This is a genomic window from Candidatus Liberibacter solanacearum CLso-ZC1 (genome assembly GCF_000183665.1).
GTDB lineage: Bacteria > Pseudomonadota > Alphaproteobacteria > Rhizobiales > Rhizobiaceae > Liberibacter > Liberibacter solanacearum.
In genome coordinates this window covers 103,533-128,385 of sequence record NC_014774.1, presented here as the reverse complement: position 1 = coordinate 128,385, position 24,853 = coordinate 103,533, and the positions used below count along the sequence as shown (strand labels likewise).

The following is a 24,853-nucleotide window of genomic DNA, read 5'->3' as shown; positions in this document are numbered from 1 at the left end:
TTGTTGTGTTAGATGCGGGATTGTGCTTTTGATATGAAATATTTCTGTTTAATAATAGTTTTGTTGTTTATTTTTAGGATAGAGATGGTGGATAATCTTGCTCGGAGGAGGAATTGGGTAATAAACAAGTAGTGTCAAAATCTTTTTCTTGGATACAAAAAAAAGCTAAAGGATTTGCATCTACTTCTTTGAAATTAAAAGAAGGGATTGCAGCTGTTATATCAAGCAAAAGACTTGATGATAGTGTTCGAGATGAATTAGAAGACCTTTTAATTCGTGCCGATATAGGGTTAGAAGCTGCGCAGGAAATAGTAGGAGATTTGGTTGCAAAACGTTATAATAAAGATGTTTCCATTCAGTGTGTATTGCAGGATGTATCCGAGAAAATTTATAAGATATTAATGCCAATATCCAAATCTTTCGATTTAGACTTTTCTCATAGACCGCATGTTATCCTAGTTGTTGGAGTAAATGGTGCGGGGAAGACAACCGCTATTGGAAAGTTGTCAAAAAAAATGTCAGATTCTGGCTTAAAAATAATGCTTGCAGCGGGGGATACTTTTCGTTCTGCAGCTGTTGATCAGCTGAAGATTTGGGCAGATCGTACTTCTTCTGATTTCGTGGGATCTGAAATTGGATCTGATGCTGCAGCGCTTGCATATGAAGCTTTTAGACAGGCGCAAGCGAAGAATGTAGATGTCCTTATCATTGATACAGCGGGTCGTCTTCATAATAATTCGGCATTGATGGCAGGAATTGGTAAGATGATACGTGTGTTAAAACGTTTGGATCCTGATGCTCCGCATAGTGTATTACAGGTTTTGGATGCTACGGTCGGGCAAAATGCTTTGCGTCAAGTAGAACTGTTTCAGTCTGTTGCAGGGACGACAGGGCTTATTATGACAAAGCTAGATGGTACAGCGCGGGGAGGAATTCTTGTTTCTATCGCTATAAAACATAAAATTCCTGTTTATTTTCTAGGGACTGGAGAGGGGATAAATGATCTTGAGCCTTTTGTGGCAAAAGATTTTTCTACGGCTATTACTGGGTATTTTGATTATAATGAGAAAAAGATATGAGCGCATCGCAGTCACAACATAAACTCATTCGCTTTTTATTAGAGTTTGCTCCTGGGATTATTTTTTGGTTGTGTAACCTTTATGGAAACCAATTGATTCTTCGTTATCCTGTATTGTCGCAGTTCGGGGGAGTTATTTTTTTCTCAACTGTGTTATTGATGGTGTTGACAGGCATATCATTAGGAGTTTTTTGGGTTTTATTTCATGAAATTAGGATCATGCCAATCGTTTCTGGGGTATTTGTATTGGTGCTAGGGGGGCTGACTGTTTGGTTTCGTGATGAAGCGTTTATAAAAATGAAGCCAACATTATTTTATTTTATTTTTTCTATTACCCTGTTTATTGGCTATTTATTTAAAAAAAGTTTTGTCAAGCTTTTGCTTTCTCAAGTTATGTCTTTAGACTCGATTGGTTGGCGCAAGTTAACCCTTCGATGGGCGTTTTTTTCTTTATTTTTATCATTCTTAAATGAAATTGTATGGCGTAATTTTTCCACAGAAACATGGGTGTTTTTTAAAACGGTAGGCACCTTTCCTATTCTGTTGATATTTAGTATAGCTCAAATAAACATTATCAATAAACATTCTATATCTTGTGAAGAAGAGCGTGAATAGGATTTTTTGGCTTGGATTTTTTTGATTGGTGCCACTTACGCGAATCGAACACGTGACCTCATCATTACGAATGATGCGCTCTACCCAACTGAGCTAAAGTGGCCTAATTATTTACTTATAAGCACAAGGGATAAATCAATAATTTCATCAATTGTCTAGATATGTTATTCTAAAATTATAGAAAAATCTATGATTTATGAGTTATTTTTAGGCTATTTTTTAAAAATTAATGATTAGTAATAGTAGGATTTATCTTATAAAGAATAATGATGTTTAATATACCGTTGCTATTGAGGACTCTATCCTTACAATAGAGTATATAAAACATTGTTCTTTTTTTTATAAACTTCAAGTTTTGCAAAGATTTGATATAATATTTTTTATTATTAAAAAATATGTTTTTTGAGGATAACAAAGTATGTTGTATCAACATATGTATAAGCCTTTTCCCCAGCAATCTTGCTGGTATATAGAGGAATCGTAGCATGGGTTAATTTTATTTTTTGCCATTAATGTAAGGATAAATTCGTAAATTAAGATGCGTATATAAACTGAAGTATGGTGGGTTTAAGGGTGGTGTTGTACGTGAAGCATTATCGTCAAGAGCTAAGTGATAGATATGTCATCGGTAAGTTTTTATAGTGGTGCGTAGTAGCGTAGGGCTTTGATCTGTAGGGATTGCTATGAGATTTTTCTTTGTAGTCATTACGTGTTTTGTTTTTTGGACAACATATTGTGGTACGGAAATTTTTGCGCGTAATCGTATTAGAATAGCCGGATCTTCAACATTTTTCCCTTATTCAAAGATTATTGCTGAAAATTTTAGTGAATATTTCCCTGAATTCAAAACGCCTTTTGTAGAATCAGGCGGTTCTAGTGCTGGCTTGAAGGAATTTTGCAAAGGTATCGGTGAGGATACTATTGATATTGTCAATTCTTCTCGCAAGATTACTCAATCTGAATTAGATGAATGTAAGAAGAAAGGTGTGTCCGAAATTCAAGAAGTGACGATTGGATATGACGGTATAGTGCTAGTAAGTGATAAAAACATGGTGAATGTTTCTTTAACTATTGAAGATCTTTACAAGGCATTAGCTTCTAAGTTAATTGTCAATGGTCTTCTTGTGTCGAATCCTTTTAAAAAATGGTCAGATATAAGGTCTGATTTGCCTAAAATTCGTATTTCCATCTATGTCCCTAGTGAAAAACATGGGACTCGAGAGATTATCGAACAAAAAGTCTTACGAGAAGGATGTGTGAGGTCTGGAAATTTTTCGAAAATGCGTGATATTTTCAAACATAATGCTTCTCAGGTGGATATGGCGTGTACATTCGTTCGAAAAGATGGTGTTGCTATTGAAGTGGATGGGGATTATACGGAAACTTTGGCACGTATAGAGGTGAATAAGGATATTTTTGGTTTCTTAGGGTTATCCTTCTATAAAAATAATGCTGATATTCTAAATCTTGTTTCAATTGATGGAGTTATTCCATCTGTGGATACAATTTTGTCAGGAGTATATCCAATTTCTCGTCCGCTTTTATTTTATGTAAAAAAGAGTCATTTTATAAATGTTTTAGGGCTAAGGGAATACGTTTCCTTTAGCCTTTCAGATGAAATGATGGATTCAGGTTCTCAACTTATTCAATATGGTTTAATTCCTATTCCTAACAAAGATCGAAAGATTGTGCAGGATTCTATTGCAATTGAGAAAAATGATTATAAAAATTGTTTTAAAAAACTTATTTAGTGGTGATCTGAGTGATTTTCCTCCAAAAAAAGGATGACTTCCCTTGTTATTTGGTTTGTATATGATCTTTTTAGGTCTTGTTTCTTACTTTTTCGGCTGTATGCGTGCGAGATTTTTATCCAATAGGGATAAAGCACGTCTTTATTCTAAAGAAAGTTATTATGGCATTTATGTGGCGTTTTATGCGGTTATTCCATGTGCGTTTGTTTTTTTAATTTGGTTTTTATTTTCCTCATATTTTATTGATCTCCAAGTTCGTGAAACTTTTTCTCCTCAAATAAACAGTTTAGTAGAGGGTGATAGAGATTTTTCTTACAATATGGTGCAGAAAATCGCAGAGTCTTTGCCTTCACTTGATCTTGATATGAGAGAAAAAATACAAAGGGGTGAAGGGAATATTTTAGATTTGTTGAGATCGCAGGGTATAATTTTAGCACGTTCCCCTAGTCCTTGGATTATTAAGGCGGCATTTTATCGGCTAAGCCTCTCCTTTAAAAGTCGTATCATAATGAACTTATGCATGTTATTGTTGGCTGTTTTGGGGTTTTCTTATGCTTTTTTTCGTATTAAACCGCATCTTTGTGCGCGGAGTAAAGTTGAGCAGTATTTGGTTTTTTTATTGAAGGTATGTTCTCTTCTTTCTATTATCATCTCACTTGGTATAATAATTTCCCTTTTTTCTAGTTCGCTTAAGTTTTTTTACATCATTTCGCCCAAAGACTTTTTCTTTGGTACTGTTTGGGACCCTCGCTTTCCACCGCCTGGCTCTAGTAACGTTGTGGGTCAATTTGGTATTATCCCTTTGTTAGTAGGAACATTTTACATTGGGTTGGTAGCGATGCTGTTTTCTGTGCCGATTGGTTTATTAATTGCTATGTATATGGCAGAATATGCCTCTAAAAGGTTGCGTTCTATTATTAAGCCTATTACTGAGATATTGGTGGGGATTCCAACAATTGTTTATGGTTTTTTTGCTTTATCTTTGATAGGTCCGTTTTTGCGAGATATTTCAGTATATATGAATGGTTTAATTACAGGTCATTATAAAAGTTTTATTGAAGCCCAGAGTGTTCTCACGGCTGGTTTGGTAATGGGCATTATGCTTATCCCATACGTTTCCTCTTTATCGGAAGATGTTATTTCAGCAGTTCCTCGTGCTTTAAGAGATGGTTCTCTTGGATTGGGAGCTACTCGTTCAGAAACTATGAAATATGTTGTTTTCCCAGCTGCATTTCCTGGCATTGTTGGTGCTATTTTGATGACTGCATCACGTACTATTGGGGAAACGATGATTGTAGTATTAGCGGCAGGTGTTGCTGCTCGTCTTCAATTTAGTCCTTTTGAATCTATGACAACTATAACTGTTAAAATCATGAACCAATTAACGGGTGATCTTGATTTTTCTTCCCCACAGATGCTAGTAGCTTTTGCATTGGGGTTGACTTTGTTTTGTATCACATTTTTTCTTAATATCTGTGCCATGTATATCATGAAAAAATATCAGAGAAAGTACGAATGAAATCGTTTTCTGTTAATAAAAAGAAATTAAAATCTCGTTATATTTCTGAATTTTTATTCCGTTTTTCTTGCGTAATAGCTGTTTTGATTGTTTTGGCTTTTTTAATTATCTTTTTATATTCAATTGTTTCAAAGGGCATTGGTACGTTATGGCAAACGCATATTTCTTTGCCAATAGAATTTTCGGAAACAATTATTGATCCAAATAAAAATCGTTTTAAGGATCCTTCTATATTGCAAAAGGCTAATTACAACCTATTGGTTCAAATGGCTTTAGCACGAAAACTAGGTATTTCTGATTCAGAGCATTCAATGCTGGCGCAAGTATCTGAAATGATTTCCAGTACGGTTCGTTACCGGCTTCGCAATACTTTACTTGCGGATCCATCTTTAATAGGGAAGACAGTGGAGATGCCATTATTAGCAAGTGCTAATATTGATTCTGCTTTGAAAGGGTATATAGATTTTTCCCTACCTGCGACTGTTCGTAAGATATCTGATGATCAATTGAAGTGGTTTAGACAATTAGTTGCAGATGGATCTATATCCTTTCATTTTAATTATGGTTTTTTTGTAAATGGTGCTTCTAGTCGACCAGAATCAGCGGGGATTGGCGTGGCGATCGTCGGTTCTTTGTATATGATATTGATCGTGATAGCATTGTCTTTCCCTGTAGGTATTGCCTCTGCTATATACTTGGAAGAATTTGCTCCAAAAAATTTTTTTTCTAGTTTTATCCAGGCTAATATCAACAATTTGGCTTCTGTCCCTTCTGTTGTATATGGGATTCTTGGCTCAGCAATGCTTGTTAATTTTTTCCAGATGCCGCGCTCAACATCACTTGTAGGTGGTTTAATTTTAGCTATTATGACATTGCCTAGTATTATTATTGCTGCAGGTGTGGCTTTGAGGACAGTTCCATCTTCTATTCGCTCTGCTGCGTTGGGTTTAGGAGCCTCAAAAGTTCAGACTGTTTTTCATCATGTTTTGCCACTAGCTGTACCTGCTATTTTGACAGGATCTACTGTTAGTTTAGCGCGTGCATTAGGCGAAACGGCGCCGCTTTTATTTGTGGGAATGGTTGCTTTTGTAACAGATTATCCGGAGGGAATCACAGATATCGCCACAGCCTTTCCAGTGCAAGTTTATTTATGGACGTCTGATGCAGAAAGATTGTTTGTTGAAAAAACATTTGGTTCTATATTACTCCTTTTGGTTTTTCTGGCAGTTATTAATACAGTTATGTTATGGTTGAGAAATAGATTTAGAAAACATTGGTAGTGGAGATCTTTGATATATTGTAATGAGTCAGATTTATAAAATGATAAGTAAAAAGGTTTCTGTATACTACGGTGAAAAACGTGCCTTATTTGATATAGACCTAAAAATTCCTAAGAATTCAGTTATGGCATTAATAGGCCCTTCAGGGTGTGGAAAATCAACTTTTTTGCGCTGTTTGAATCGGATGAATGAAACGATTGATAATTGTTTTTTCACGGGTGAGATTATGCTAGATGGAGAGAATATTTATGCATCATCTATTGATTCGGTAAGATTGCGTGCTCAAGTTGGAATGGTCTTTCAGAGAGCTAATCCATTTCCAAAGTCTATATATGATAATGTCGCGTATGGGCCACGTATACATGGATTGGGCAATAATAAATCAGATATAGATCAAATTGTAGAAATGAGTTTGAAAAAAGCTGGTTTGTTTAATGAGGTTAAGGATAGACTTTTTCACAATGCACTTCTTCTTTCTGGAGGACAACAGCAGCGTGTTTGTATTGCGCGTGCTCTAGCGGTTAATCCTGAGGTTATTTTAATGGATGAGCCTTGTTCTGCTCTTGATCCGATTGCCACAGCCTCTATAGAGGAATTAATTCATGAATTGCGTGAAAGTATAACTATTGTTATTGTGACGCATTCCATGCAACAAGCTGCTCGCGTATCGCAACGTGCCGCTATGTTTCATATGGGACATTTAGTAGAAGAAGATAATACTGACAAGATGTTCACAGCTCCGACTGATCAGCGAACTCAGGATTATATCATGGGGCGCTTTGGTTGAAGGTTAAAGCGGGAATAAATTATTTAGTATCTTTTTGAAATTGGAGTAGAGTTATGTCGTGTCATATACTTTCGGCGTATGATGAAGAATTAGATTTCCTTTCTCATCGTATTGTTGAAATGGGAGTTATTTCTAGGAGGATGGTGGATTCTTCGGTTCGAGCTTTTATAGAAGGAGATGCTGTTCTTGCGCATAAAGTCATTGATAATGACATTGTTTTAGATCAGCTAAAGAGGGATATAGGGGATAAAGCTATTATAACAATAGCTAAACGCCAGCCTATGGCATCTGATTTGCGTGAAATTGTAGGTTCAATTAGAATTGCTGCTGATTTAGAACGCATTGGAGACTTGGCTAAGAATACTGCAAAACGCGTCTTGGCTTTGCAGATGTTTGGGGTTCCTAGAAAGTTAGTTTTGGCTATTGAGCCTTTAGCGGATTTGTCATTAGAACAGATCTCTGAGATCCTAGAGGTTTATGGCAATAGATCAATAGAAAAAACGCAATTGATTTGTAGTCGTGACGGTGAATTAGATGCTATGCATACTTCCTTGTTTCGAAAATTATTAACATACATGATGGAAGATCCACGTAATATTATACTATGTACGCATCTTCTTTTCTGTTCTAAAAATATTGAACGTATTGGAGATCATGTTACTAATATTGCAGAAACTATACACTATATGACTACGGGCATACAGCCACATATAGAGGGTTTACGGAAAGAGGATTGTGAATAGATTCTTACAAAAATTCAGGAAACAATTTTTCTGTTATTGTGGAGTATTTTTTAAAATTTCATCTTAATGTCCATTCCTTTCCTCATTATGAGGGAAGAAATGGACACCGTTAGAAGCAATATAAAGATAAAAAATATTTATAAGAATTAGCCTTTTGTTTGTGTCTCGTTGTTTTCTTCTTTGTTTATAGTAGAAGATTTTTCTTTATTTTCGTTTTCTTGAGAAGGGATTTGTTCTACTGGATTCTTATTTTTTCCTTTAGAAATACCAACTAAAGCGGGGCGAAGGATGCGTTCGCCTATGGCATATCCATCTTGCACTACTTTTATTACAGTATTAGAAGGAATCGTTTCATTTGATTCTTCGAACATGGCTTGATGAATATTGGGATTAAACTTTTGATTTTTAGCGTCAATTTTTTTAACGCCGTATTTTTCTAACGTTGACATCATCTCACGTCTGGTCATTTCGATGCCATCAATAAGGGATTTGATTTCACTGTCACTATTTTGCGTTTTATCTATGGGAACAGAATTGAGTGCGCGAGAAAGATTATCAGATACGGATAACATATCGCGAGCGAATGCTGCTATTGAATAAGATTGAGCATCTTGTATTTCTCTATCAGTTCGACGGCGTATATTTTCCATATCTGCGAGAACGCGTAGATATTTTTCTCTAAATTCTTCAGCTTTAGCCTGTGCTTCTTCAAGGGGATTATTGTTAATTTTTTCCTCTACAGAATCTTCATTTGTATTGGAATGGTTATTTTCTTTTTCACTCATGAAAGTCTCCATTATTTGTTTTCTTGATCTTGTTATGGGAAATATATCTTTGAGAAAAGAATATCCCATTATGATTTAAAGAGGTTTCACTCAAAAACATTGTAGAACTATACTCGGGAAGTCATCGTCTATCAATGGTTAAAATAATTGTATAGGATTCACGTGTTCCTAAATGAATTTTAATTTTTCTTGCGATAGGTAGAATAAAATAGAAATAATCAAGATGTTTTATGCGAATCAGTAGTTTTGAAATGTGGCGAGATAGAAAATCCTACGCAATTTCCAGTTCTTTCATAAAAAGATTATCGAGTGTTCGTTGAAAAATACAAAAGCTTCAATAGTTTGATTGGAATGATAAGTTCTTACATTAATTCTATTTTAAAACATCTATATATATAGTTGGGCTATTCCAATAATTTTTATGTAACATAAATACCCTGCAATAGTTTATGTCCAAGAGCAATAGAATATAGTGCGTATATCAAATAAATTCCAGCAAAAGACTACTTGTCGCCTTATATCTTCTATTGGAGATAACATGAGTATCGATCGTCCTCCTAAAACTGGCTTTGATAGAGAAATTATAAATTTACATGTCGAGTCATTATTTCGTGTTTCTCCAATTCTACCACTTTTCATATTGCTCGTAGCTAATATAGGGACTTGGTTTACTCAGAACCCTATGCTTCCTATATGGTCTCTCATAACATTGGCAGTATATGCTGCCAATCTTTCATTGGGGCAAAAGGTTATAAATAGCGATATTAAGACGGAGAGAGTATATATATGGCGTGTATGGCTTCTTATAGGTCAGATTGCTATTGGATTGTGTTGGACGCTTTTGACATTAGTTGAACCAGGAACATGGACACCAGAATATTTGACAATTTATAAAAGTGCGACTCTTCTCATCGCTTTGTCAATTAGTGCATTGTCCAATTTTATGCTTCCATATGCTGTTTTCCTATCATTTTTTCCGGTTTTAGTAGCGCTTAGTACACAAGCGATTATTAGTATGCATGTTTTGGATGTTAGTCTTGCTGGAATGCTTGCGACGGCGTTGTCTTTTTTCACCTATATTACGTATCATTTGTTTAAATCGAATGTCAAAATCCTTTCTTTCCAATCGGAGAAAGATGATCTTATTGCCGAATTAGAGGTGGCAAAATCCCTTTCAGATAAGACAAGGCAACGTGCAGAAGAAGCGAATCTCGCTAAATCTCGTTTCCTTGCTTCAATGTCGCATGAACTGAGAACTCCGCTTAATGCTATTTTAGGATTTTCGGAAGTGATAGGATTAGAGACAATGGGTCCTTTGAACAATGAAACTTATAAAGAATATATTGGTGATATCCATCGTTCAGGTCAGCATCTTTTAAATCTTATCAATGAAATATTAGATCTCTCTCGAATTGAGGCGGGACGATATGAGCTGAGCGAATCTGCTATCTCTCTTATTGATATTATGCATGAGTGTATGATTATGTTGCAATTGAGAGCTCAAGAAAAATATATAGAAATATTCCAACAAATTGATCCGACTCTTTCTTCCGTATGGGCTGATGAAAAAGGTATGCGACAAGTGATTCTTAATCTTCTTTCTAATGCTGTGAAGTTTACCTCTATTGGCGGGAAAGTGCGTGTAAAAGTTGGTTGGACTGCTGGAGGAGGGCAATATATTTCGATAAAAGATAATGGCCCTGGAATTTCTGAAGGAGAAATGCCGACTGTATTATCTTCCTTTGGGCAGGGATCTATAGCAATTAAAAGTGCTGAGCAAGGAGTTGGACTTGGTCTCCCTATAGTGCAGTCTATTATGGCTAACCATGGCGGTCAATTTCGCATTAAGTCAAAATTACAAGAAGGAGTAGAAGTAATAGCGATATTGCCAAGTACGCGAGTTCTAAATAATGTATCTGAAGATGCGAGCAATAAACAAAATCCATCTCAATATAAACGTTATGCGTAATAGATATGATTTTTTTTAAATTATTTTTTTAGTTGATTGATAATCACTATGTAACTTTAATGATTATTGATTTTTCATTGTGCTTTATTTCTTCGTTTCTTTTGGTATCTGAATTTGACAAAGACAATTATTGTAGATAAATTTTGACCAAATATTATTTTTTGTATAAATACTTTACAGCGATTGAGTAGAGTGTTTTTTTATTAAGAAAAAATTTTTAAGATCGTGATGTTAGAGGTAAATTATCTTATTCATATCGGTTCCTTCTTCTACGAGTTAAGTGTATTGATAATATGGTTTTTAGGGCAATTTATAATGGTATTATTATTACAGTTTAAAACCGTATTTTTGATTTGATTTACGTCATCTGTGATAATGTGGATATTATTTTTTATAATTTTTTGGCAATCTAGGAGTAGAGTTTTTCAATATGTTTAAATCGCATATTTTATCCATTAGGAATATTTCCATAACAGTGCTGATGTATATCTTTTTTGCTAGTACTTGTTTTGTTGCAGAAGCCAGAATCCCGCCATCTACAGATCTTGTTCCTATTGTTGAACGTGTTTCTCGTTCTGTGGTGTCAATTCTTGTAGAGCCAAAGAAGGAGGTTTTGGAAAAAGAGTTTTTAAAATTATATGGTTTTGATACTCTTCCTGATTCTAATCCTTTAAAAAATTATTTACACAACTTCTTCTCTAATGAAGGGAATGAGAGCGCCGGAATAACAGAAAAATTAGCTTCTGGATCCGGTTTTTTTGTTACTGAGAACGGCTATGTTCTTACGAGCAACCATGTTGTTGAGCGTGGGGTTAGTTTTAGTGTTGTTCTATCGGATAATACAGAGTTTCCAGCAAAGGTTATTGGAACAGATCCGATGTCTGATTTGGCTGTTTTAAAGGTTCAAAGCAATCAGAAATTTGTCCCTGTAAAGCTTGAGGATAGTGGTAATGTCCATGTCGGAGAAACGGTATTTACCATCGGTGATCCTTTAGGGTTCCGTGGTAGTGTCAATGCTGGAATTGTATCGGCACGTGATCGTGTTTTAGCTGATAAATCAGGATCTTATATACAGATTGATGCTCCTATAAATCAGGGGAATTCTGGTGGTCCTTGCTTTAATACTTCGGGGAATGTGATAGGGGTGAGTGATATCATTATTACAAATAATGAATCTGCTTCGAATGTAGGCATTGGATTAATAGTCCCAGTATCTGTTATTAAAAAGGTTTTACCTTCTTTAATTGAAAAAGGATTTGTAGATCGTGGATGGATGGGAGTCGTTGTTCAGAATTTAACACAGGAACTGGCTCGTCCTCTTGGTTTAAAAGGGGGAAATGGTTTGCTAGTTAGTTCTACTGTAAAAGATTCTCCATCAGATAGGGCAGGGATTAAACCTGGTGACGTTATTTGTGCAATTGATGGACAAATTATAAAAAACACACACGATTTTGTAGGCCGTATCTTATCTCATTCCTCTAAAGACAAGGTAGAGATTCGTCTATGTAAAGAAGGGGGAGATCGTTCTGTCCCTGTATACTTAGAATCTTATCCTCTTGTTAAAGAAGGGGATGCAAAACAATTGCTAGCAACTAAAAAAATATTGGGACTAAGGTTACAAGATTTTAATTATGGCACAAAAAAGATTGTGCGTATTGTTGATATGGATCTAGGTGCAGAAGCAGTTCGTAAAGGAATTCAAAAGGGAATGAATATTGTTTCTGTTAATACTAATCAGGTTTCTTGTATAAAGGATATTGAATCTCTTATAGAACAAGCAAGAGAAAAAAATCGAGATACTATTCTTTTACAGCTTAGTGTCGATAATGATGCGAAATTCAATAGCAATTTTTATAAGAACAATGTTTTTTTTGTTTCTTTGAAAATTAAAAATATAAGTTGACCTTGCTATAATTTTTGATGATCAACTACTATTTACGGTACGAAAGTATACCATCTTTGCTTTTATAGAGATGGTTATTTGGTTTTTTATATTACTTCAGATTTTGCCTTATATTTTTCTCTATATTCCCGAGAGAGATATATATAGGAACTTTTTTCCCCCGTGAAGAAATATGAATATTTAAATATGCTCTTGCTTGACTTGATCTCCAAGCACGTGAGTTATAGGTCATCCAGTATTCTATAAATTCTTTTGTTATTGATTTTATGTTTTTTGTTCGATTCGCTAATATAGCGTGGAGTGCTATACCTTGGAGAGCCTGAGAAAGTGATTTATTGAGGTTCTCTTTTCTGCTTTTCTTTAGAATATTCTCTAAAAATTGGTTATCGAATGCCATTGATAGCCTTGTATACTTTATAAAATCGGGATAATTTTCTCTAAGATATACAAAGACTGTGAATATAGAGTAAAAAATTATTGAATATTAAAACTGTAATTTTACTAAATTATAGGTTATCGGATACATTTTTTAAATGTAAACGCATATTTTATATGTCATAAAATATAAGCATGGTATTTATTAGACGACGTTTTTTTTAAATTCAATTGTTCAAGGGTATTCTATCTATTATTGGTTTTGGAATTGATGATCATCTGGTTTTTGAAATAACATTACTGTTCTTAATAGGATACGATTTTGTGTTGAGTTGAGTTCTTTTTTGAACAGGATATTTCTTTGGAAGTTGTTGGTTAGAATCTTTTATTTTTTCTGTGATCAAAGCTTTCATGGTAGGTGAAAACGTGAGATTACCACTTTTCCATATTGGTTTATGTTTTGTTTTTTTTGTATTCAAAAATGAATTAATGAGTTCTAAGGCTTTTTGATCTCGTTTTTGACAAGTTGGCATCCCCATTACGACAGCAATTATTGAGTTGTTTTCATTTTGTAAAGAGGCAACGATGTTGAATCCTGAATCTCGAGTATATCCGGTTTTAATGCCGTCGATTCCATGAATTTTATTTATTAATTTATTGTGATTTAGAATAATTTTATTTCTATATTGGAATTTGCGGATTGAAAAATATTTATAGTATTGTGGAAAATTCTTCCGAATTGTAATTCCAAGAATTGCTTGGTCGCGTGCCGTTGTCTTTTGGTTTTTGTCATGTAGTCCACTAGCATTTTTATAAGTAGTATGATTCATGCCAAGGGATTTAGCTTTATTAGACATGAGAATTGCAAATTTTTTTTCTGAACCGCTAATAAATTCTCCAAAAGCTGTAGAAACATCATTAGCAGAACGCGTAATAAGCGCTAGAATTCCTTGTTCTACAGTAAAAAAAGTATTTTCCTTTAAATAGAGTTTAGAAGGAGGTTGTATGGTGGCTGTTTTAGAGACTGGAATTTTTGTATTCAAATGCATTTTTTTTGATTGTAGATGTTCGAAAATAATATAAAGAGTCATCATTTTCGTAAGAGATGCTGGATATCGTAGTTTGTCTTGTTTGAATCCATTCGTGCGCTTGTCGTTTAGAAGATCAATGACGATACTAGAATATTCTAGTTTTGCATGTGATTTTAATGCCATGCTAGTTAGTATTATACAGAGCAAAAGTATTTTCCATAATGATCTAAGGCTTTCTTGTATTATGAAAGACCTATATACGGAAACGTATTCTAAAAATTGTTTTTTCTCTAAATATTTTGTGTTTTGCTGCAACATGTAAAAATTCTGTTTTTAAAAATAACACGTATAATTCATGTGTAATCCAAGTTCAGGAATTAATCCTATCAATTATGCTACGAGATTATTATCACAAATATCGATTTTTTTTTATTTTTTACTAAAATAACACAGTATTATTATCAAATATAATGATATTTTATAAAAAATTAAGAATAACTAGTATTTTTTTCTCTACTACTATTTTAAAATAGTATTTATTTTAAACATGATAATTGATATATTCCTTTTTTCTAGAGCATTATTAGATGTACAGTGGATATTATTTGCGATAAATCACTGTACATTATTTTATGTATTAAAAGTAACTGATATTTTTTTTTAAATGATATAATACGTATGGAGTTTTTTTTGGAAGAGTTTTATAATGAATGAAATTTTAATATTTCAGATACATAATTATAGTAATTTTTCATAGCAATGGGAAGCATGTTGAGGATTGTATTTAATTGAATATTAAGTGCAATTCTGCATTCGAATTAATGAGGATGAGCAATGTTCAAAAATATTCTTATGGTCAGTGAATTTAAAAAATTTATTGCTCGAGGCAATGTTATAGACCTTTCGGTAGGGGTTATCATTGGAGGATCTTTTAATCGTGTAGTTCAGTCTCTTGTTGAAGATATTATGATGCCATTGGTAGGTTGTATTATGGGAGGAGGCACTGATTTTTCGCATTATTTTTTCCCTCTGAGTTCGGCTATTAAATCTCCTCTTATAGCGGAAGCGCGTAAGCAAGGAGCTGTATTTGCTTATGGAAGTTTTATCAGTGTAGTTGTCAATTTTCTTATTTTAGCAGTAGTAGTTTTTGTTCTCATACAGTTTTTTAATAAGTTAGTTAGGCAAGAAGGAAGCACTAAATCTCTTACTGAAGTAAAACTTTTGACTGAAATCCGTGATTTATTGAAAAAGACTTAAAATTATTTAACAAAATGAGACAAGTATTATCATTCTATTGAAAAAGAACTTTTCGTATTAGAGAGTGTATTAGGTTTAAGGAAGGCGCATCATTATTTTACGTCCATATGTTATTTTCAATTGTATTTTATGTGATATTGTGCTGAGTAAAATGCTATTTATTGAGCCATTGTACTTTTTCTTCAACAGCATCCCAGAAGAGTGAGGCTATGTTATTACCTCCATGCTTGTATATTTCACGTATGCAAGTTGGTGATGTAACGTTAATTTCGGTTATATAATTGCCAATGACATCAATTCCAGTAAAAAAAAGACCTCTTTCCTGCAAGCTTGGTCCAATACGGTGGCATATATCTTTTTCTCTATTGGTTAGCTCTGTCAGTTCGGCTTTTCCTCCAGCATGAATATTAGAGCGGTTATCTTTTTCAGAAGGTATTCGATTAATAGCGCCTACGGGCTTGCCATCTAACAAGAGAATACGCTTGTCTCCATTTCTTACTTGAGGCAAATAAGACTGTATAATAAGGGGTTCTGGATATTTGTCGAATAGTATTTCAATTAAAGAAGAGAAATTGCGATCTTCCGGAGTAATGCGAAATACACCATTTCCTCCATTGCCGTATAAAGGTTTGATAATGATATCCTTCATTTCTAAGTAAAATTTAGTAATTTGAGGAATATCTCGAGAAATTAGAGTAGGGGGCATTAATTCAGAGAATTCGGTGACAAAAATTTTTTCAGGAGAATTGCGTATCCAGAAAGGATTATTCAGTATCAATGTTTTAGAATTTATTTTTTCTAGAAGATAGGTATTGGTAATATAATGCATATTAAATGGCGGATTTTGACGTATGAGAATAACATCCATTTGGGAAAGATTAACAAGTTGTTTTTCCCTGAGAGAATAATAGTTCTCTTGATTGTCATATAAGAAAAGTGGCTCTACGTACGCGTAAATCTTATTTTCACGTATAAAAAGTTGATCTGGTGTATAGTGAAATATTTGAGATCCGCGTATTTGCGCTTCTAGTGCTATTGCAAAGGTTGAATCTTCCTTTGGGTTGATGGTTGAGATATGATCCATCTGAATTGCAATATTACTAATTTTTATCATGTGTAAAACTTACAATTGATTTGTTTAAACGAATAACACGGAAGAAAAACTATCTAAGAAGTGTTCATTATAGTGATTAATTCGTATTATGACAATAATATATTTGAAGGATTCCATTGGCATAACGCTTAATATGGATTCATGTATAAAGTTTTCATACTTTTATAGCTATCTAAAATGGATGCTTTGTTTTTTGATATCATATTTTTATTTATATGGAAAAATATATTGATATTCCCCTGAAGATATAAAGGGAATTTTATATCCAGTTATGAGATGAAAAAGCTTTGTCTTTTAAGTATGGTTGTACTTTGCTAAGGAAAGCGGGTATTCTTTAAGATAAAACTTCTCACATAAAGTATAACTTTCGCACAAGCTTATATTAGTAGACCATCACTGTAAGTGTTTACCATTGTATCCAGTGGAAAAAAAAGTGGCTATTATAGATCAATTATTACAGTTTTTTAAAAGTGCGATGTCTTTAGGGCGGATGCGTCTTTTCATTGTTGGTGCGGTAATGTTTGCCTCCATCGCATTACTTTTGGCAGCAAGTTTTTTTATGAGCAGCCCAATATATGATAGTCTTTATGTAAAATTAGAGGCCTCAGATGTCAATAAGATATCTGTGGCTTTATCAGAAGCTAGTATAGATTTTCGCATTGCTGGCAATGGATCTAGTATTTTAGTGCCATCTCATTTGCTTAGTAAAGCGCGCCTTCGTCTTGCTGAGCAAGGATTGCCTAATAGCTCTAATAATTCTGGTTATGAACTGTTTGATAAAGTAAATTCTTTTGGTCTTACTTCATTTATGCAAGAGATAACACGAGTGCGTGCTCTTGAGGGGGAAATTTCTCGTACTATTCAAGATATTTCTGGGATTGTTGCTGCGCGAGTACATATTGTGATGCCTGATATGGGAAGTTTTCGACGAATTGGTGCCAAACCGACGGCTTCAGTGATGGTTCGAGTTGTTAATCCTTCTGTTTATAAATCAGCTGAAGCGATTAGGCATCTTGTTGCTGCTGCAGTTCCAGGGCTTGATATTAGTGATGTAACTGTTCTTGATTCTACAGGAAAATTATTAGTGGCGAATGAAATAGAAAGAAATATATTCGGAAAATCTCTAGGGATAGTACAGGCTGTTCAGCATGAAATTGAAATGAATATCAATAAAGCTCTAGCGCCTTTTTTAGGAATAGATAATTTTCGATCTGCGGTGATTGCTGAGTTGAATACAGATATACAACAAATAAAAGAAATAGTTTATGATCCTGATTCTAGGGTAGAACGCTCTGTTCGTCTCTCCAAAGATGTTCAAAGATCAGAAAGTCATCAACAAGAGTCTGCCGTCACCGTTGAACAGAATATGCCACATGTTTCTGAAAAGAACGCTACATCACCTCGTGCTTTAGAGAATACTGATAAAAAAGAAGAGCAAAGTAATTATGAAATTAACACCAAGAGTATTTCGACAACTCACAATAATTATAAGTTGGAACGTTTGTCTATTGCAGTTGTAGTTAATAAAGGTCGTCTGATGGAAATGTTGGGACCCTCAATGGAACAAAGTAAGGTTGATTCTTATTTAGCTGAAATCAATAGAATAGTTTCTGCTGCAACTGGCATTAATTCTATACGTGGTGATAATATTACAATTACATCTATGGATTTTTTGGACGATCAATTGTTAAATTCCAGTACTGTACAGGTGAGTTTTATGGACATTTTATCGCGTAATTTTTCAATTATTATCAACGCACTATTTTTTCTAACATTAGTATTACTAATGGCTTTATTTGGAGTGCATGTATTACGTGGATTCAATAATATTGATTTGATTAAAAGAAAAGAAATGGAGGCAAAGTCCGCTTTGAGCACACCATCAATTGCCTCTACTGCTGAAACGACTTTAATGTCAAGTGATGATATGGCTTCAGATTCTTTTAGACAGGATATTTTATCGCGTAATAATAATTTTCAATCCGATATTAATAATTACGTTGCTGAACAGTCTGACCGTCGTCTTTTGCGTATGATTGAGATCAATGAAGAGCGTTTTTCTAAAATTATTCGCAAATGGGTTAGATCTGAAATAGAAAGTCGATATACGCAATAGCATCGTTATACTTTATTGATTTATAGTATTAATATATATGGTAAAAATTTAGTATTTATTGTATCATTTTGTAACAAAGTTATTTTTCTACTCTTTAATATCTCTCTGAGAAAACTTATTATGTTGATCAGGTAATTTTTTTTGATTTGTTTGTTTATTTTTTGGATAGGTTATACAGGTTATTTTTTATATTTGAAAAAATTCTATTTTTATGTGATTTAATTTATTCCTAATTTTTAGGCTTTTTTTATTAGAGCAATACGTTAAAAATTTTTCATATAAGATAGAAAAATATTCATTTTAGTCATGTGAAACATGTCGTCAAAAAACGTGATTTTGATTGATACTAAAAGGCATACTTTGAAGGTGATTTTCATCATGAATTTCGAAATGCAGCAAGTGAATATTGTTTTAAACAGAGAAGATGAACAACGAACATCTATTGTATCGCATCTTCCAACACGTAGTGATTTGTTAGCGCGTATGATTCCTTTGGATCGGACAGTGTCTTCGAAAATGAGAATGTATGCGCTTACTGAATATGTCGGGGCAAGTCATTTTTTATTAGTTCGATGGGATCTTTTCCAAGAACAAAAATTAGATTCTGTGGTGAGTTCTGATTGGCCATTTGATTTAGTCCGATGTATGACATTGAGTGAAAAAGATAAGTACTATAATGTTCTACAGCGACCAGCGGAACTATTTTGTCCTGTTTTTCATATCCTTCCAGAAAACATAGATCTTCCTTCTGGTATGGATAATCGTTATTGCGCTCTTACATTTGATGTAGGTCGTATACGTATTGGATTGATGTTATTGTTTCCCAAAGGACGCATTGTTTCGCAAGATCGCTTATGGGAAATTGGTTTGTTAGCGGCTTATCAGGCGAATATGTTCAAGAATTATAATGTACATTTGGGCAAAGATTTTGAATTAACAGGACGCGAAATTGAATGTTTAACTTGGATTTCAGAGGGAAAGACTAGTGACGAGATAGCGGTTATACTTGGTATATCTAGGAATACGATTAATAATTATATTGCGAGCATCATGCGTAAAACAGCTACCAAAACACGATCTGGAGCAATAGCTTATGCTGTACGCAATAATATAGTTTAAGTGAAATTATGCGAAACAATCAAATCATTTTAAGGTAATAAATTTGTCTGAAAATACACTTTTGGAAAAAAAATCGTTTAGTCTGCTAGAACTTTCTTCTAAATTAAAGATCATACAGAAAAGAATAAAAGCAAGAAATTTTGCTTTATATACGATTAATTGCGCGCTGGATTCTCCAAGGCGACAACAGCTTGTTTGTGAATTGAATAATTATGACCCAGAGAGTGGTGAAATTCCAAATATCTTGATTAAAACATATGGTGATGAGTTTTTATTTCACTTTAACTCAGGGCTTTTGCCTATAATTTGGAATAATATGCAAGAAGAAACTATTATTGAATCATCGGGGCAATTTTTTATAAGATTAGATAAGGGGATTTTGCCATTTGCTGGGATTGCTTTTCCCCTCCGCCTTGGCTTTCATAAGAATGGATATGTTGTGTTTACTGCAGAATGTCTTATGCTTGCTAATGAAGTTATTATTGAGGCACATGGAGCGTGCTATCAAGTTATCATGGGTTTTTTAGCTCTTTTTAAAAAACGTTCTTCTGCTGCTAGAAATTTAACAGAACGAGAGACTTCATGTCTACAGCTAGCAGGAGATGGTTATACTAGTGAAGAAATTGCTAAAAAATTAGGTTTATCAGTTCATACTGTTAATGCATATCTTGGATCGGCAACAGTTAAATTAGATGCAGTAAATCGCATTCAAGCAATCGCAAAAGCAATTCGTTTTGGATATATTTGTTGATATATTATTATAATCTTAGGAAAATATTTTTTAGCCATTTTTAGAGTATATTTTATGTATTAGTTGTGCAATTGCCTTATAAAAAACTGGTGGTATGCTACTGTTGATAGGCACTTGTCTGAATAAAGATCGTGCTAGTAAAGGATCTTCAAAAATAGGAATATTTTTTTCAGAGGCGATTTTTCGAATTTTGCTGGCAATTAAATTTTGGCCTTTAGCTATCATGATTGGAACATCATTTTCTGTTGGTACGTATCGTAATGCTAAGGCATAATGTGTTGGATTGGTTATAACGAGTGTTGCACGTGAGGTGGCTTCTATCATTTTATGTCTTATTCTAGAGCGTGCAATAGATTTTTGGCGACTTTTAATCATAGGATTGCCATATGATTGTTTTATCTCATCTTTGACTTCCTGTTTAGACATTTTTAGTTTTGAATACCATTGATAGTAAGTCCATCCTATGTCTATGATTGTTAATATAGCTATGAATAGCAGTATGATAATTAGTATCTTGCGTATTGTAAAAAAAATGTGATGTAAAATTATTTGAGGATTTGAGGTTATAGATTCCAGCATTGTGAGATGATTATCTTTTAAAGAGATTGCAATGAGAGTTCCTACAATCACTATTTTAAAGGATGATTTTGTAAAGTTGACCAAATTGTTGGTACTGTAAATTCTTTTGATCCCTTCACGTAAAGATATCCGTTTTAAAGATGGTCTTATATTGTTGAGATTAAAGGAGGGGATTCTTTGTATGAGATATGATCCAACACCGAATATCATAAAGAGCAATAATCCGGGTATTAATAACTTACTAGTACTAAACCCTAGGGTAACTAAAAGAAATACTAGATGAGATACAGAGTCTAATTTCCATTGTGTAACGCTTGCAAGAAACATACGAAAATCATATGTCAAATCATGGATTCCTGGGGAAACAAAAAATAATAAATAAATTAGGCAGGCTAGTGTTGACGAGAATAAATATACTTCGCGTGAAACAGGTGCATTGCCTTTGCTGAGTGCGTCCTCAATTTTTTTCGACGAAGGACTTTCTGTTTTATTTTCAGGATTATCGTTTTCAGACACATCAGTTCCTTATAAGATCTGATTTTATTTTTTCAGCCAGTTATAACAATTTATTTTTTATTACTCGTAATCGGTTCTTCCAGTTCTATTTTATTTGTTTTTAAAAGGGAAATCGCTTCTTGTACTATGGAGCGACGAGCAAAAGCAACTTCTCGTGGAGCAAGAGGAGAATCGTTAAGAGAAATATTTTCCTCTATTATTTTTCGTTGTCGTACACTAAGGCAATTAAGTATTTGATTTCGAATTTCCATAGAAGTGCCGTAGAGAGCTTTTCCTAGTATTTCCAGTGATATGGTATTGAAAATAATAGATAAATCACGAGAGGATAAAGTAATCAGATCTTCAAAGAGGAATACTTTAGGGCGTACTTTATCAAATGCTTCTTTGCTTATTTCTTCTAAAGAAGTGAGAAGTTTATCAACTTGAGGTTTTTCAAGTTCATTAATCAGATTAGCTACTTTTTCAGGTCCAGATGTACTAGTCGTTAATTTTAGTTGAGAAAGCATTTCTACAATGCATTTTTCGATAGTTTCTTGCATGTAAGGGTTTATTTTTTGCAGATTTACGGTACGTTTCATAATATCAGCATGTATTTTATTAGGGAATCGTAATAGAACACTTGCTCCAATTGATGGTGGAATCATAGATAATATATAGGCTGTGGTTTGAGGGTGTTCTTTCAACAAAAAATCTGCAATAGCCGTAGGATCGACTTCTTTGAAATTTTCCCATACAGAATTATCATATTCTTGCAGAGCATTTGATCTATTGAGTAATTGATCTAGCGTATTTTGCCCCAAACCTTCTTCTAAAAGACTTTCTATATTTTTAGAATTTTCAGTAAGTCCAATTCCTGCAATGAATTGAGATTCAAATTCATCGATGATATCTTCTAGTTCTTCCGGCGATATTTCTGGCAATAACTGTGCTGAAGAGACGATTTCCCTCAATTCAGCATGTGTAAAATATTTCAAAAGTTTTCCAGAAACTTTTTTTTCCATTGCTAAAAGGATAGCAGTTGCTTTGTCTTTTTGTGTTAGAGGCATGTGTGAAATTTCTTTGTAGAAATTTCCAAAAGACACTGTATCTTCTTTTTTGCTCAAGGCTAATACACCTCTCTTATTATGTAATGATTATATTCTATATGCTTGACTATGAATTGTGAAAAACATTGTGCTGGAAGAAAACTTCTTTATTTTGAGTTTAGGAGTTCTATTACTCGCACTCCAAAGTGCGTATCATCATCTTCCATAATTGTTATTTCTCCCTTTGCGATTTTCTGATTATTTATGGTAATATCAACGGCTTCTCCTACTCGCTTATCGAGGGTGATAACGTCTCCCTTAGATAAATTCACGAGATTAGAAATCTGCATGCAACAAGATCCCAGTATAATTTGAATGTTTACAGGGATATTCATGATTAAATCGATATTATCACTTGATTTTTCAAATATATTATTTGAATTGGACGATATTTTTTCAGATGAATCATCAAGATCATTTTGAGGATTTTCAGTGGTATTTTGAAATATATGGGAATTGTTTTTTAGAGTGCATTCTTCACTTTGATCATGATCTTGTAAAGGACTATCGATGTGCATTGATTTACCTTCTGATTTAAATTTATGAAAATTAAGTTTTATTCTTTATGTAAAAAATTTCTGAGACTCTCTTGATCAAAATTTATTCTATCTTGTATGCGGACTGTGTAATTTTTCCCAATACGGCCTAATTCACAGGAATAAATTTCTTTGCCATTTGCATTTAAAATGGCGTAAACCTTTTCTTTATCTAAAAAAGGCATAACCTGTCCTATTTTTAAGTTTAAAACATCTTTCAGTGTTATTTTTTGGAGATTGATACGGGATTCAATCTTTACATGTATTTTATATGTATTGCCATTTAATTGATCCGGACAATCTTCTAATGGAATTGCTGATTTACCTTGTTCTGATAGAGAAATTAATGTGATTTTGAGTAATGTTTCTTGAGGGATAATAAGGGTAAAAAGTGATGCGATATTGTCTATTGTCACTACCATAGTGATTGCTGTAACAAATTCATTGGATAATAAATTTGTATTTTGTTTTAAAAAATCAAGTTCATAATTTTCATCTAGAGTAACACGATTATTTTGAGCAGTTGATATACATTGATCAAGGACAGTGGCTATTTTAGTGACAATTAAATGTGCCAGTTTTTTTTCAATGGTTGACAAAGAGCGATTATGAGATTTTTGTGTTGTTTCGCAACTTGCTCTGAGTAGGGTTTCAAGTAATACAATAACAAGATTATTGCTACAGCCAATGAATAAATTAGATGACCGTCCATTTAAAGAGGTTTTGTAAAAAACAAAGCGTTCTTTAAAGGAGTGAAGAATATGAGAAAATTTTCCTGACTGATAGTTACCATAGGAGACATTGAGATCTACATCTAGTTCTTCTTTGAATGATTTCGGTAGAAGTTTAGTATATAATTGTCCTAAATTATAGGATATTCTTTCAATAGTTTTTTTATCCCCTAATTTGCCTGTTAAACGGGCAAGTAAGACAGGATGTAATGGAGATATATCTTTGCTTGTACGTTTTTCACGCATGTCTTAAGATTCTTTCTTATGATTGCTGTATCGTAGTACTTCTTGCTCAACAATTTCTATGGAAGGTCTTTCAAAAAGCGGTAAAACTTTGCGTCCATATTCAATAGCGACTTGGGGAATAGCGCCGTTCATATAAGCAATGAGTGTCTTTTTTACTATAATGTACAAGCGATGTTGTCTTAATCTTATGGAGTGTATTTGTGAAGTAAGAGGATTGCATATGCAATATGATAGTAAAATCCCAAGCATAGTCCCAGTTAACGATGCTCCAATGGCTACTCCTAATATTTTAGGTGACTGTGATAGATTCCCCATAGCTTTGATAATGCCTAATATAGCGCCGACTATTCCAATGGCAGGAAAGGATTCTCCCATGTTAGAAATTGCATGATAAGGTTTTAATTTTTCATACAATATTATCTCAATTTCCTCATCCATTAGGGTTTCAATTTCGTGGCTTTGAGCATTCCCGATGATTACCATTCTGAAGTAATCACAAATGAAAGTTGTTAATTCATTATTTGATAGAATCGTCGGTATGGAAGTGAATATCGATGAATTATGTGGATCGTCTATATGATTTTCCAGTTCAGTTCTAGAAATTTTTTTTAAACTGTACATCAGGACATACATTATTTTGAGGATATCGCAGTAGATTTCTTTCTCAATAGACTTATATCCAAATATTTCTAATATAGCTACTCCGGAATCCTTAATTACTTTTAGGGAATTAGCCATGATAAATCCCCCAAGTCCAGCACCACTAACAATGATTATTTCAAATGGTTGGATGAGAATAGATAGATTTCCTCCCATGGCATAAAATCCACCTATAATACACAAAAATGTTATCAATAATCCTATAATTGTATTCATGTAATTATAACTCAGATGTTTTTATATTTTTCATATAATAGTGAAAAGTATGGAATGAGACTTGTGTGAAGCTATTATAGATAAATGTATT

At 33.6% G+C, this 24,853-nt stretch carries 22 protein-coding genes and 1 tRNA gene; 13 read left to right on the top strand and 10 right to left on the bottom strand.

Translation table 11 applies throughout. The annotated features are described in order from the left end of the window. Positions 1 to 113 precede the first annotated feature (113 nt). Positions 114 to 1,079 carry a signal recognition particle-docking protein FtsY gene (ftsY, locus tag CKC_RS00605; RefSeq protein WP_143827756.1) on the top strand — a complete coding sequence of 322 codons (966 nt, stop codon included), beginning with the start codon at positions 114 to 116 and terminating at the stop codon, positions 1,077 to 1,079. After that, positions 1,076 to 1,693, top strand: coding sequence for a septation protein A (locus tag CKC_RS00600; protein ID WP_013461530.1), 618 nt, complete (start codon positions 1,076 to 1,078; stop codon positions 1,691 to 1,693). Before ftsY ends, CKC_RS00600 begins: the two co-directional genes overlap by 4 nt. 26 nt (positions 1,694 to 1,719) lie before the next feature. On the opposite strand, the gene CKC_RS00595 is transcribed toward CKC_RS00600, so the two are convergent. Further along, positions 1,720 to 1,796 (bottom strand) — tRNA-Thr (locus CKC_RS00595). 580 nt (positions 1,797 to 2,376) lie between these two features. Between CKC_RS00595 and CKC_RS00590 the strand changes: the two genes are divergently transcribed. From CKC_RS00590 to phoU, 5 genes are read left to right on the top strand one after another with little or no spacing between them, the layout of a single operon-like run. Then, positions 2,377 to 3,444: a PstS family phosphate ABC transporter substrate-binding protein gene (locus tag CKC_RS00590; RefSeq protein ID WP_013461529.1), complete on the top strand. Its 1,068-nt coding sequence runs from the start codon at positions 2,377 to 2,379 to the stop codon at positions 3,442 to 3,444. 43 nt (positions 3,445 to 3,487) lie between these two features. Continuing rightward, complete coding sequence (gene pstC, locus CKC_RS00585; protein ID WP_013461528.1) at positions 3,488 to 4,963, top strand: phosphate ABC transporter permease subunit PstC; 1,476 nt, start codon at positions 3,488 to 3,490, stop codon at positions 4,961 to 4,963. Then, positions 4,960 to 6,243, top strand: a complete 1,284-nt coding sequence (pstA, locus tag CKC_RS00580) for a phosphate ABC transporter permease PstA (protein ID WP_013461527.1) — start codon at positions 4,960 to 4,962, stop codon at positions 6,241 to 6,243. Before pstC ends, pstA begins: the two co-directional genes overlap by 4 nt. A 22-nt stretch (positions 6,244 to 6,265) precedes the next feature. Next, entirely contained in the window at positions 6,266 to 7,030 is a 765-nt protein-coding gene (pstB, locus tag CKC_RS00575; RefSeq protein WP_013461526.1) for a phosphate ABC transporter ATP-binding protein PstB, read from the top strand. 53 nt (positions 7,031 to 7,083) lie between these two features. Then, positions 7,084 to 7,773: a phosphate signaling complex protein PhoU gene (phoU, locus tag CKC_RS00570; RefSeq protein WP_013461525.1), complete on the top strand. Its 690-nt coding sequence runs from the start codon at positions 7,084 to 7,086 to the stop codon at positions 7,771 to 7,773. 146 nt (positions 7,774 to 7,919) lie between these two features. Here phoU and grpE read toward each other — a convergent pair whose 3' ends face one another. Next, positions 7,920 to 8,558 carry a nucleotide exchange factor GrpE gene (grpE, locus tag CKC_RS00565; protein ID WP_013461524.1) on the bottom strand — a complete coding sequence of 213 codons (639 nt, stop codon included), beginning with the start codon at positions 8,556 to 8,558 and terminating at the stop codon, positions 7,920 to 7,922. Positions 8,559 to 9,096: 538 nt separating this feature from the next. Here grpE and CKC_RS00560 point away from each other — a divergent pair. After that, a complete protein-coding gene (locus tag CKC_RS00560; protein WP_080551002.1) occupies positions 9,097 to 10,527 on the top strand; it encodes a sensor histidine kinase in 1,431 nt (476 codons plus the stop codon). Positions 10,528 to 10,957: 430 nt separating this feature from the next. Then, on the top strand, positions 10,958 to 12,430 hold the full coding sequence (locus CKC_RS00555) for a trypsin-like peptidase domain-containing protein (protein ID WP_013461522.1): 1,473 nt from the start codon (positions 10,958 to 10,960) through the stop codon (positions 12,428 to 12,430). Positions 12,431 to 12,521: 91 nt separating this feature from the next. On the opposite strand, the gene CKC_RS00550 is transcribed toward CKC_RS00555, so the two are convergent. Further along, positions 12,522 to 12,827 carry a hypothetical protein gene (locus CKC_RS00550; protein ID WP_013461521.1) on the bottom strand — a complete coding sequence of 102 codons (306 nt, stop codon included), beginning with the start codon at positions 12,825 to 12,827 and terminating at the stop codon, positions 12,522 to 12,524. 253 nt (positions 12,828 to 13,080) lie between these two features. Next, positions 13,081 to 14,043, bottom strand: coding sequence for a D-alanyl-D-alanine carboxypeptidase family protein (locus CKC_RS00545; RefSeq protein WP_244391965.1), 963 nt, complete (start codon positions 14,041 to 14,043; stop codon positions 13,081 to 13,083). Positions 14,044 to 14,688: 645 nt separating this feature from the next. Between CKC_RS00545 and mscL the strand changes: the two genes are divergently transcribed. Next, positions 14,689 to 15,093 carry a large conductance mechanosensitive channel protein MscL gene (gene mscL, locus CKC_RS00540; protein WP_044054183.1) on the top strand — a complete coding sequence of 135 codons (405 nt, stop codon included), beginning with the start codon at positions 14,689 to 14,691 and terminating at the stop codon, positions 15,091 to 15,093. Positions 15,094 to 15,247: 154 nt separating this feature from the next. On the opposite strand, the gene gshB is transcribed toward mscL, so the two are convergent. Continuing rightward, positions 15,248 to 16,207 (bottom strand): glutathione synthase, encoded by a 960-nt coding sequence (gene gshB, locus CKC_RS00535; protein WP_013461518.1) that lies wholly within the window; start codon positions 16,205 to 16,207, stop codon positions 15,248 to 15,250. 433 nt (positions 16,208 to 16,640) lie between these two features. Between gshB and fliF the strand changes: the two genes are divergently transcribed. From fliF to CKC_RS00520, 3 genes are all read left to right on the top strand, one after another. After that, positions 16,641 to 18,323, top strand: coding sequence for a flagellar basal-body MS-ring/collar protein FliF (gene fliF, locus CKC_RS00530; protein WP_013461517.1), 1,683 nt, complete (start codon positions 16,641 to 16,643; stop codon positions 18,321 to 18,323). Between the two features lie 378 nt (positions 18,324 to 18,701). After that, positions 18,702 to 19,442: a transcriptional regulator VisN gene (gene visN, locus CKC_RS00525; protein WP_013461516.1), complete on the top strand. Its 741-nt coding sequence runs from the start codon at positions 18,702 to 18,704 to the stop codon at positions 19,440 to 19,442. 43 nt (positions 19,443 to 19,485) lie between these two features. Beyond that, positions 19,486 to 20,193, top strand: a complete 708-nt coding sequence (locus tag CKC_RS00520; protein ID WP_013461515.1) for a response regulator transcription factor — start codon at positions 19,486 to 19,488, stop codon at positions 20,191 to 20,193. A gap of 30 nt (positions 20,194 to 20,223) precedes the next feature. On the opposite strand, the gene CKC_RS00515 is transcribed toward CKC_RS00520, so the two are convergent. The 5 genes from CKC_RS00515 to motA form a co-directional block, all read right to left on the bottom strand. After that, positions 20,224 to 21,288: an EscU/YscU/HrcU family type III secretion system export apparatus switch protein gene (locus tag CKC_RS00515; protein ID WP_013461514.1), complete on the bottom strand. Its 1,065-nt coding sequence runs from the start codon at positions 21,286 to 21,288 to the stop codon at positions 20,224 to 20,226. Between the two features lie 50 nt (positions 21,289 to 21,338). Next, the gene (locus tag CKC_RS00510) at positions 21,339 to 22,391 is read right to left on the bottom strand and encodes a flagellar motor switch protein FliG (RefSeq protein ID WP_013461513.1); all 1,053 of its coding nucleotides are present in this window, start codon (positions 22,389 to 22,391) and stop codon (positions 21,339 to 21,341) included. A gap of 89 nt (positions 22,392 to 22,480) precedes the next feature. Continuing rightward, on the bottom strand, positions 22,481 to 22,891 hold the full coding sequence (fliN, locus tag CKC_RS05780; protein ID WP_013461512.1) for a flagellar motor switch protein FliN: 411 nt from the start codon (positions 22,889 to 22,891) through the stop codon (positions 22,481 to 22,483). Between the two features lie 38 nt (positions 22,892 to 22,929). Next, complete coding sequence (locus CKC_RS00500) at positions 22,930 to 23,886, bottom strand: FliM/FliN family flagellar motor switch protein (protein ID WP_013461511.1); 957 nt, start codon at positions 23,884 to 23,886, stop codon at positions 22,930 to 22,932. Between the two features lie 3 nt (positions 23,887 to 23,889). Further along, positions 23,890 to 24,762, bottom strand: coding sequence for a flagellar motor stator protein MotA (motA, locus tag CKC_RS00495; protein ID WP_044054041.1), 873 nt, complete (start codon positions 24,760 to 24,762; stop codon positions 23,890 to 23,892). Positions 24,763 to 24,853: the final 91 nt, after the last annotated feature.

Bases quoted from the DNA above. Each gene is read 5' to 3' on its own strand.
- CKC_RS00600 (WP_013461530.1), top strand. From the start codon at position 1,076: ATGAGCGCATCGCAGTCACAACATAAACTCATTCGCTTTTTATTAGAG.
- CKC_RS00590 (WP_013461529.1), top strand. From the start codon at position 2,377: ATGAGATTTTTCTTTGTAGTCATTACGTGTTTTGTTTTTTGGACAACA.
- pstA (WP_013461527.1), top strand. From the start codon at position 4,960: ATGAAATCGTTTTCTGTTAATAAAAAGAAATTAAAATCTCGTTATATT.
- pstB (WP_013461526.1), top strand. From the start codon at position 6,266: ATGAGTCAGATTTATAAAATGATAAGTAAAAAGGTTTCTGTATACTAC.
- phoU (WP_013461525.1), top strand. From the start codon at position 7,084: ATGTCGTGTCATATACTTTCGGCGTATGATGAAGAATTAGATTTCCTT.
- grpE (WP_013461524.1), bottom strand. From the start codon at position 8,558: ATGAGTGAAAAAGAAAATAACCATTCCAATACAAATGAAGATTCTGTA.
- CKC_RS00560 (WP_080551002.1), top strand. From the start codon at position 9,097: ATGAGTATCGATCGTCCTCCTAAAACTGGCTTTGATAGAGAAATTATA.
- CKC_RS00555 (WP_013461522.1), top strand. From the start codon at position 10,958: ATGTTTAAATCGCATATTTTATCCATTAGGAATATTTCCATAACAGTG.
- CKC_RS00550 (WP_013461521.1), bottom strand. From the start codon at position 12,827: ATGGCATTCGATAACCAATTTTTAGAGAATATTCTAAAGAAAAGCAGA.
- mscL (WP_044054183.1), top strand. From the start codon at position 14,689: ATGGTCAGTGAATTTAAAAAATTTATTGCTCGAGGCAATGTTATAGAC.
- gshB (WP_013461518.1), bottom strand. From the start codon at position 16,207: ATGATAAAAATTAGTAATATTGCAATTCAGATGGATCATATCTCAACC.
- visN (WP_013461516.1), top strand. From the start codon at position 18,702: ATGAATTTCGAAATGCAGCAAGTGAATATTGTTTTAAACAGAGAAGAT.
- fliN (WP_013461512.1), bottom strand. From the start codon at position 22,891: ATGCACATCGATAGTCCTTTACAAGATCATGATCAAAGTGAAGAATGC.
- CKC_RS00500 (WP_013461511.1), bottom strand. From the start codon at position 23,886: ATGCGTGAAAAACGTACAAGCAAAGATATATCTCCATTACATCCTGTC.
- motA (WP_044054041.1), bottom strand. From the start codon at position 24,762: ATGAATACAATTATAGGATTATTGATAACATTTTTGTGTATTATAGGT.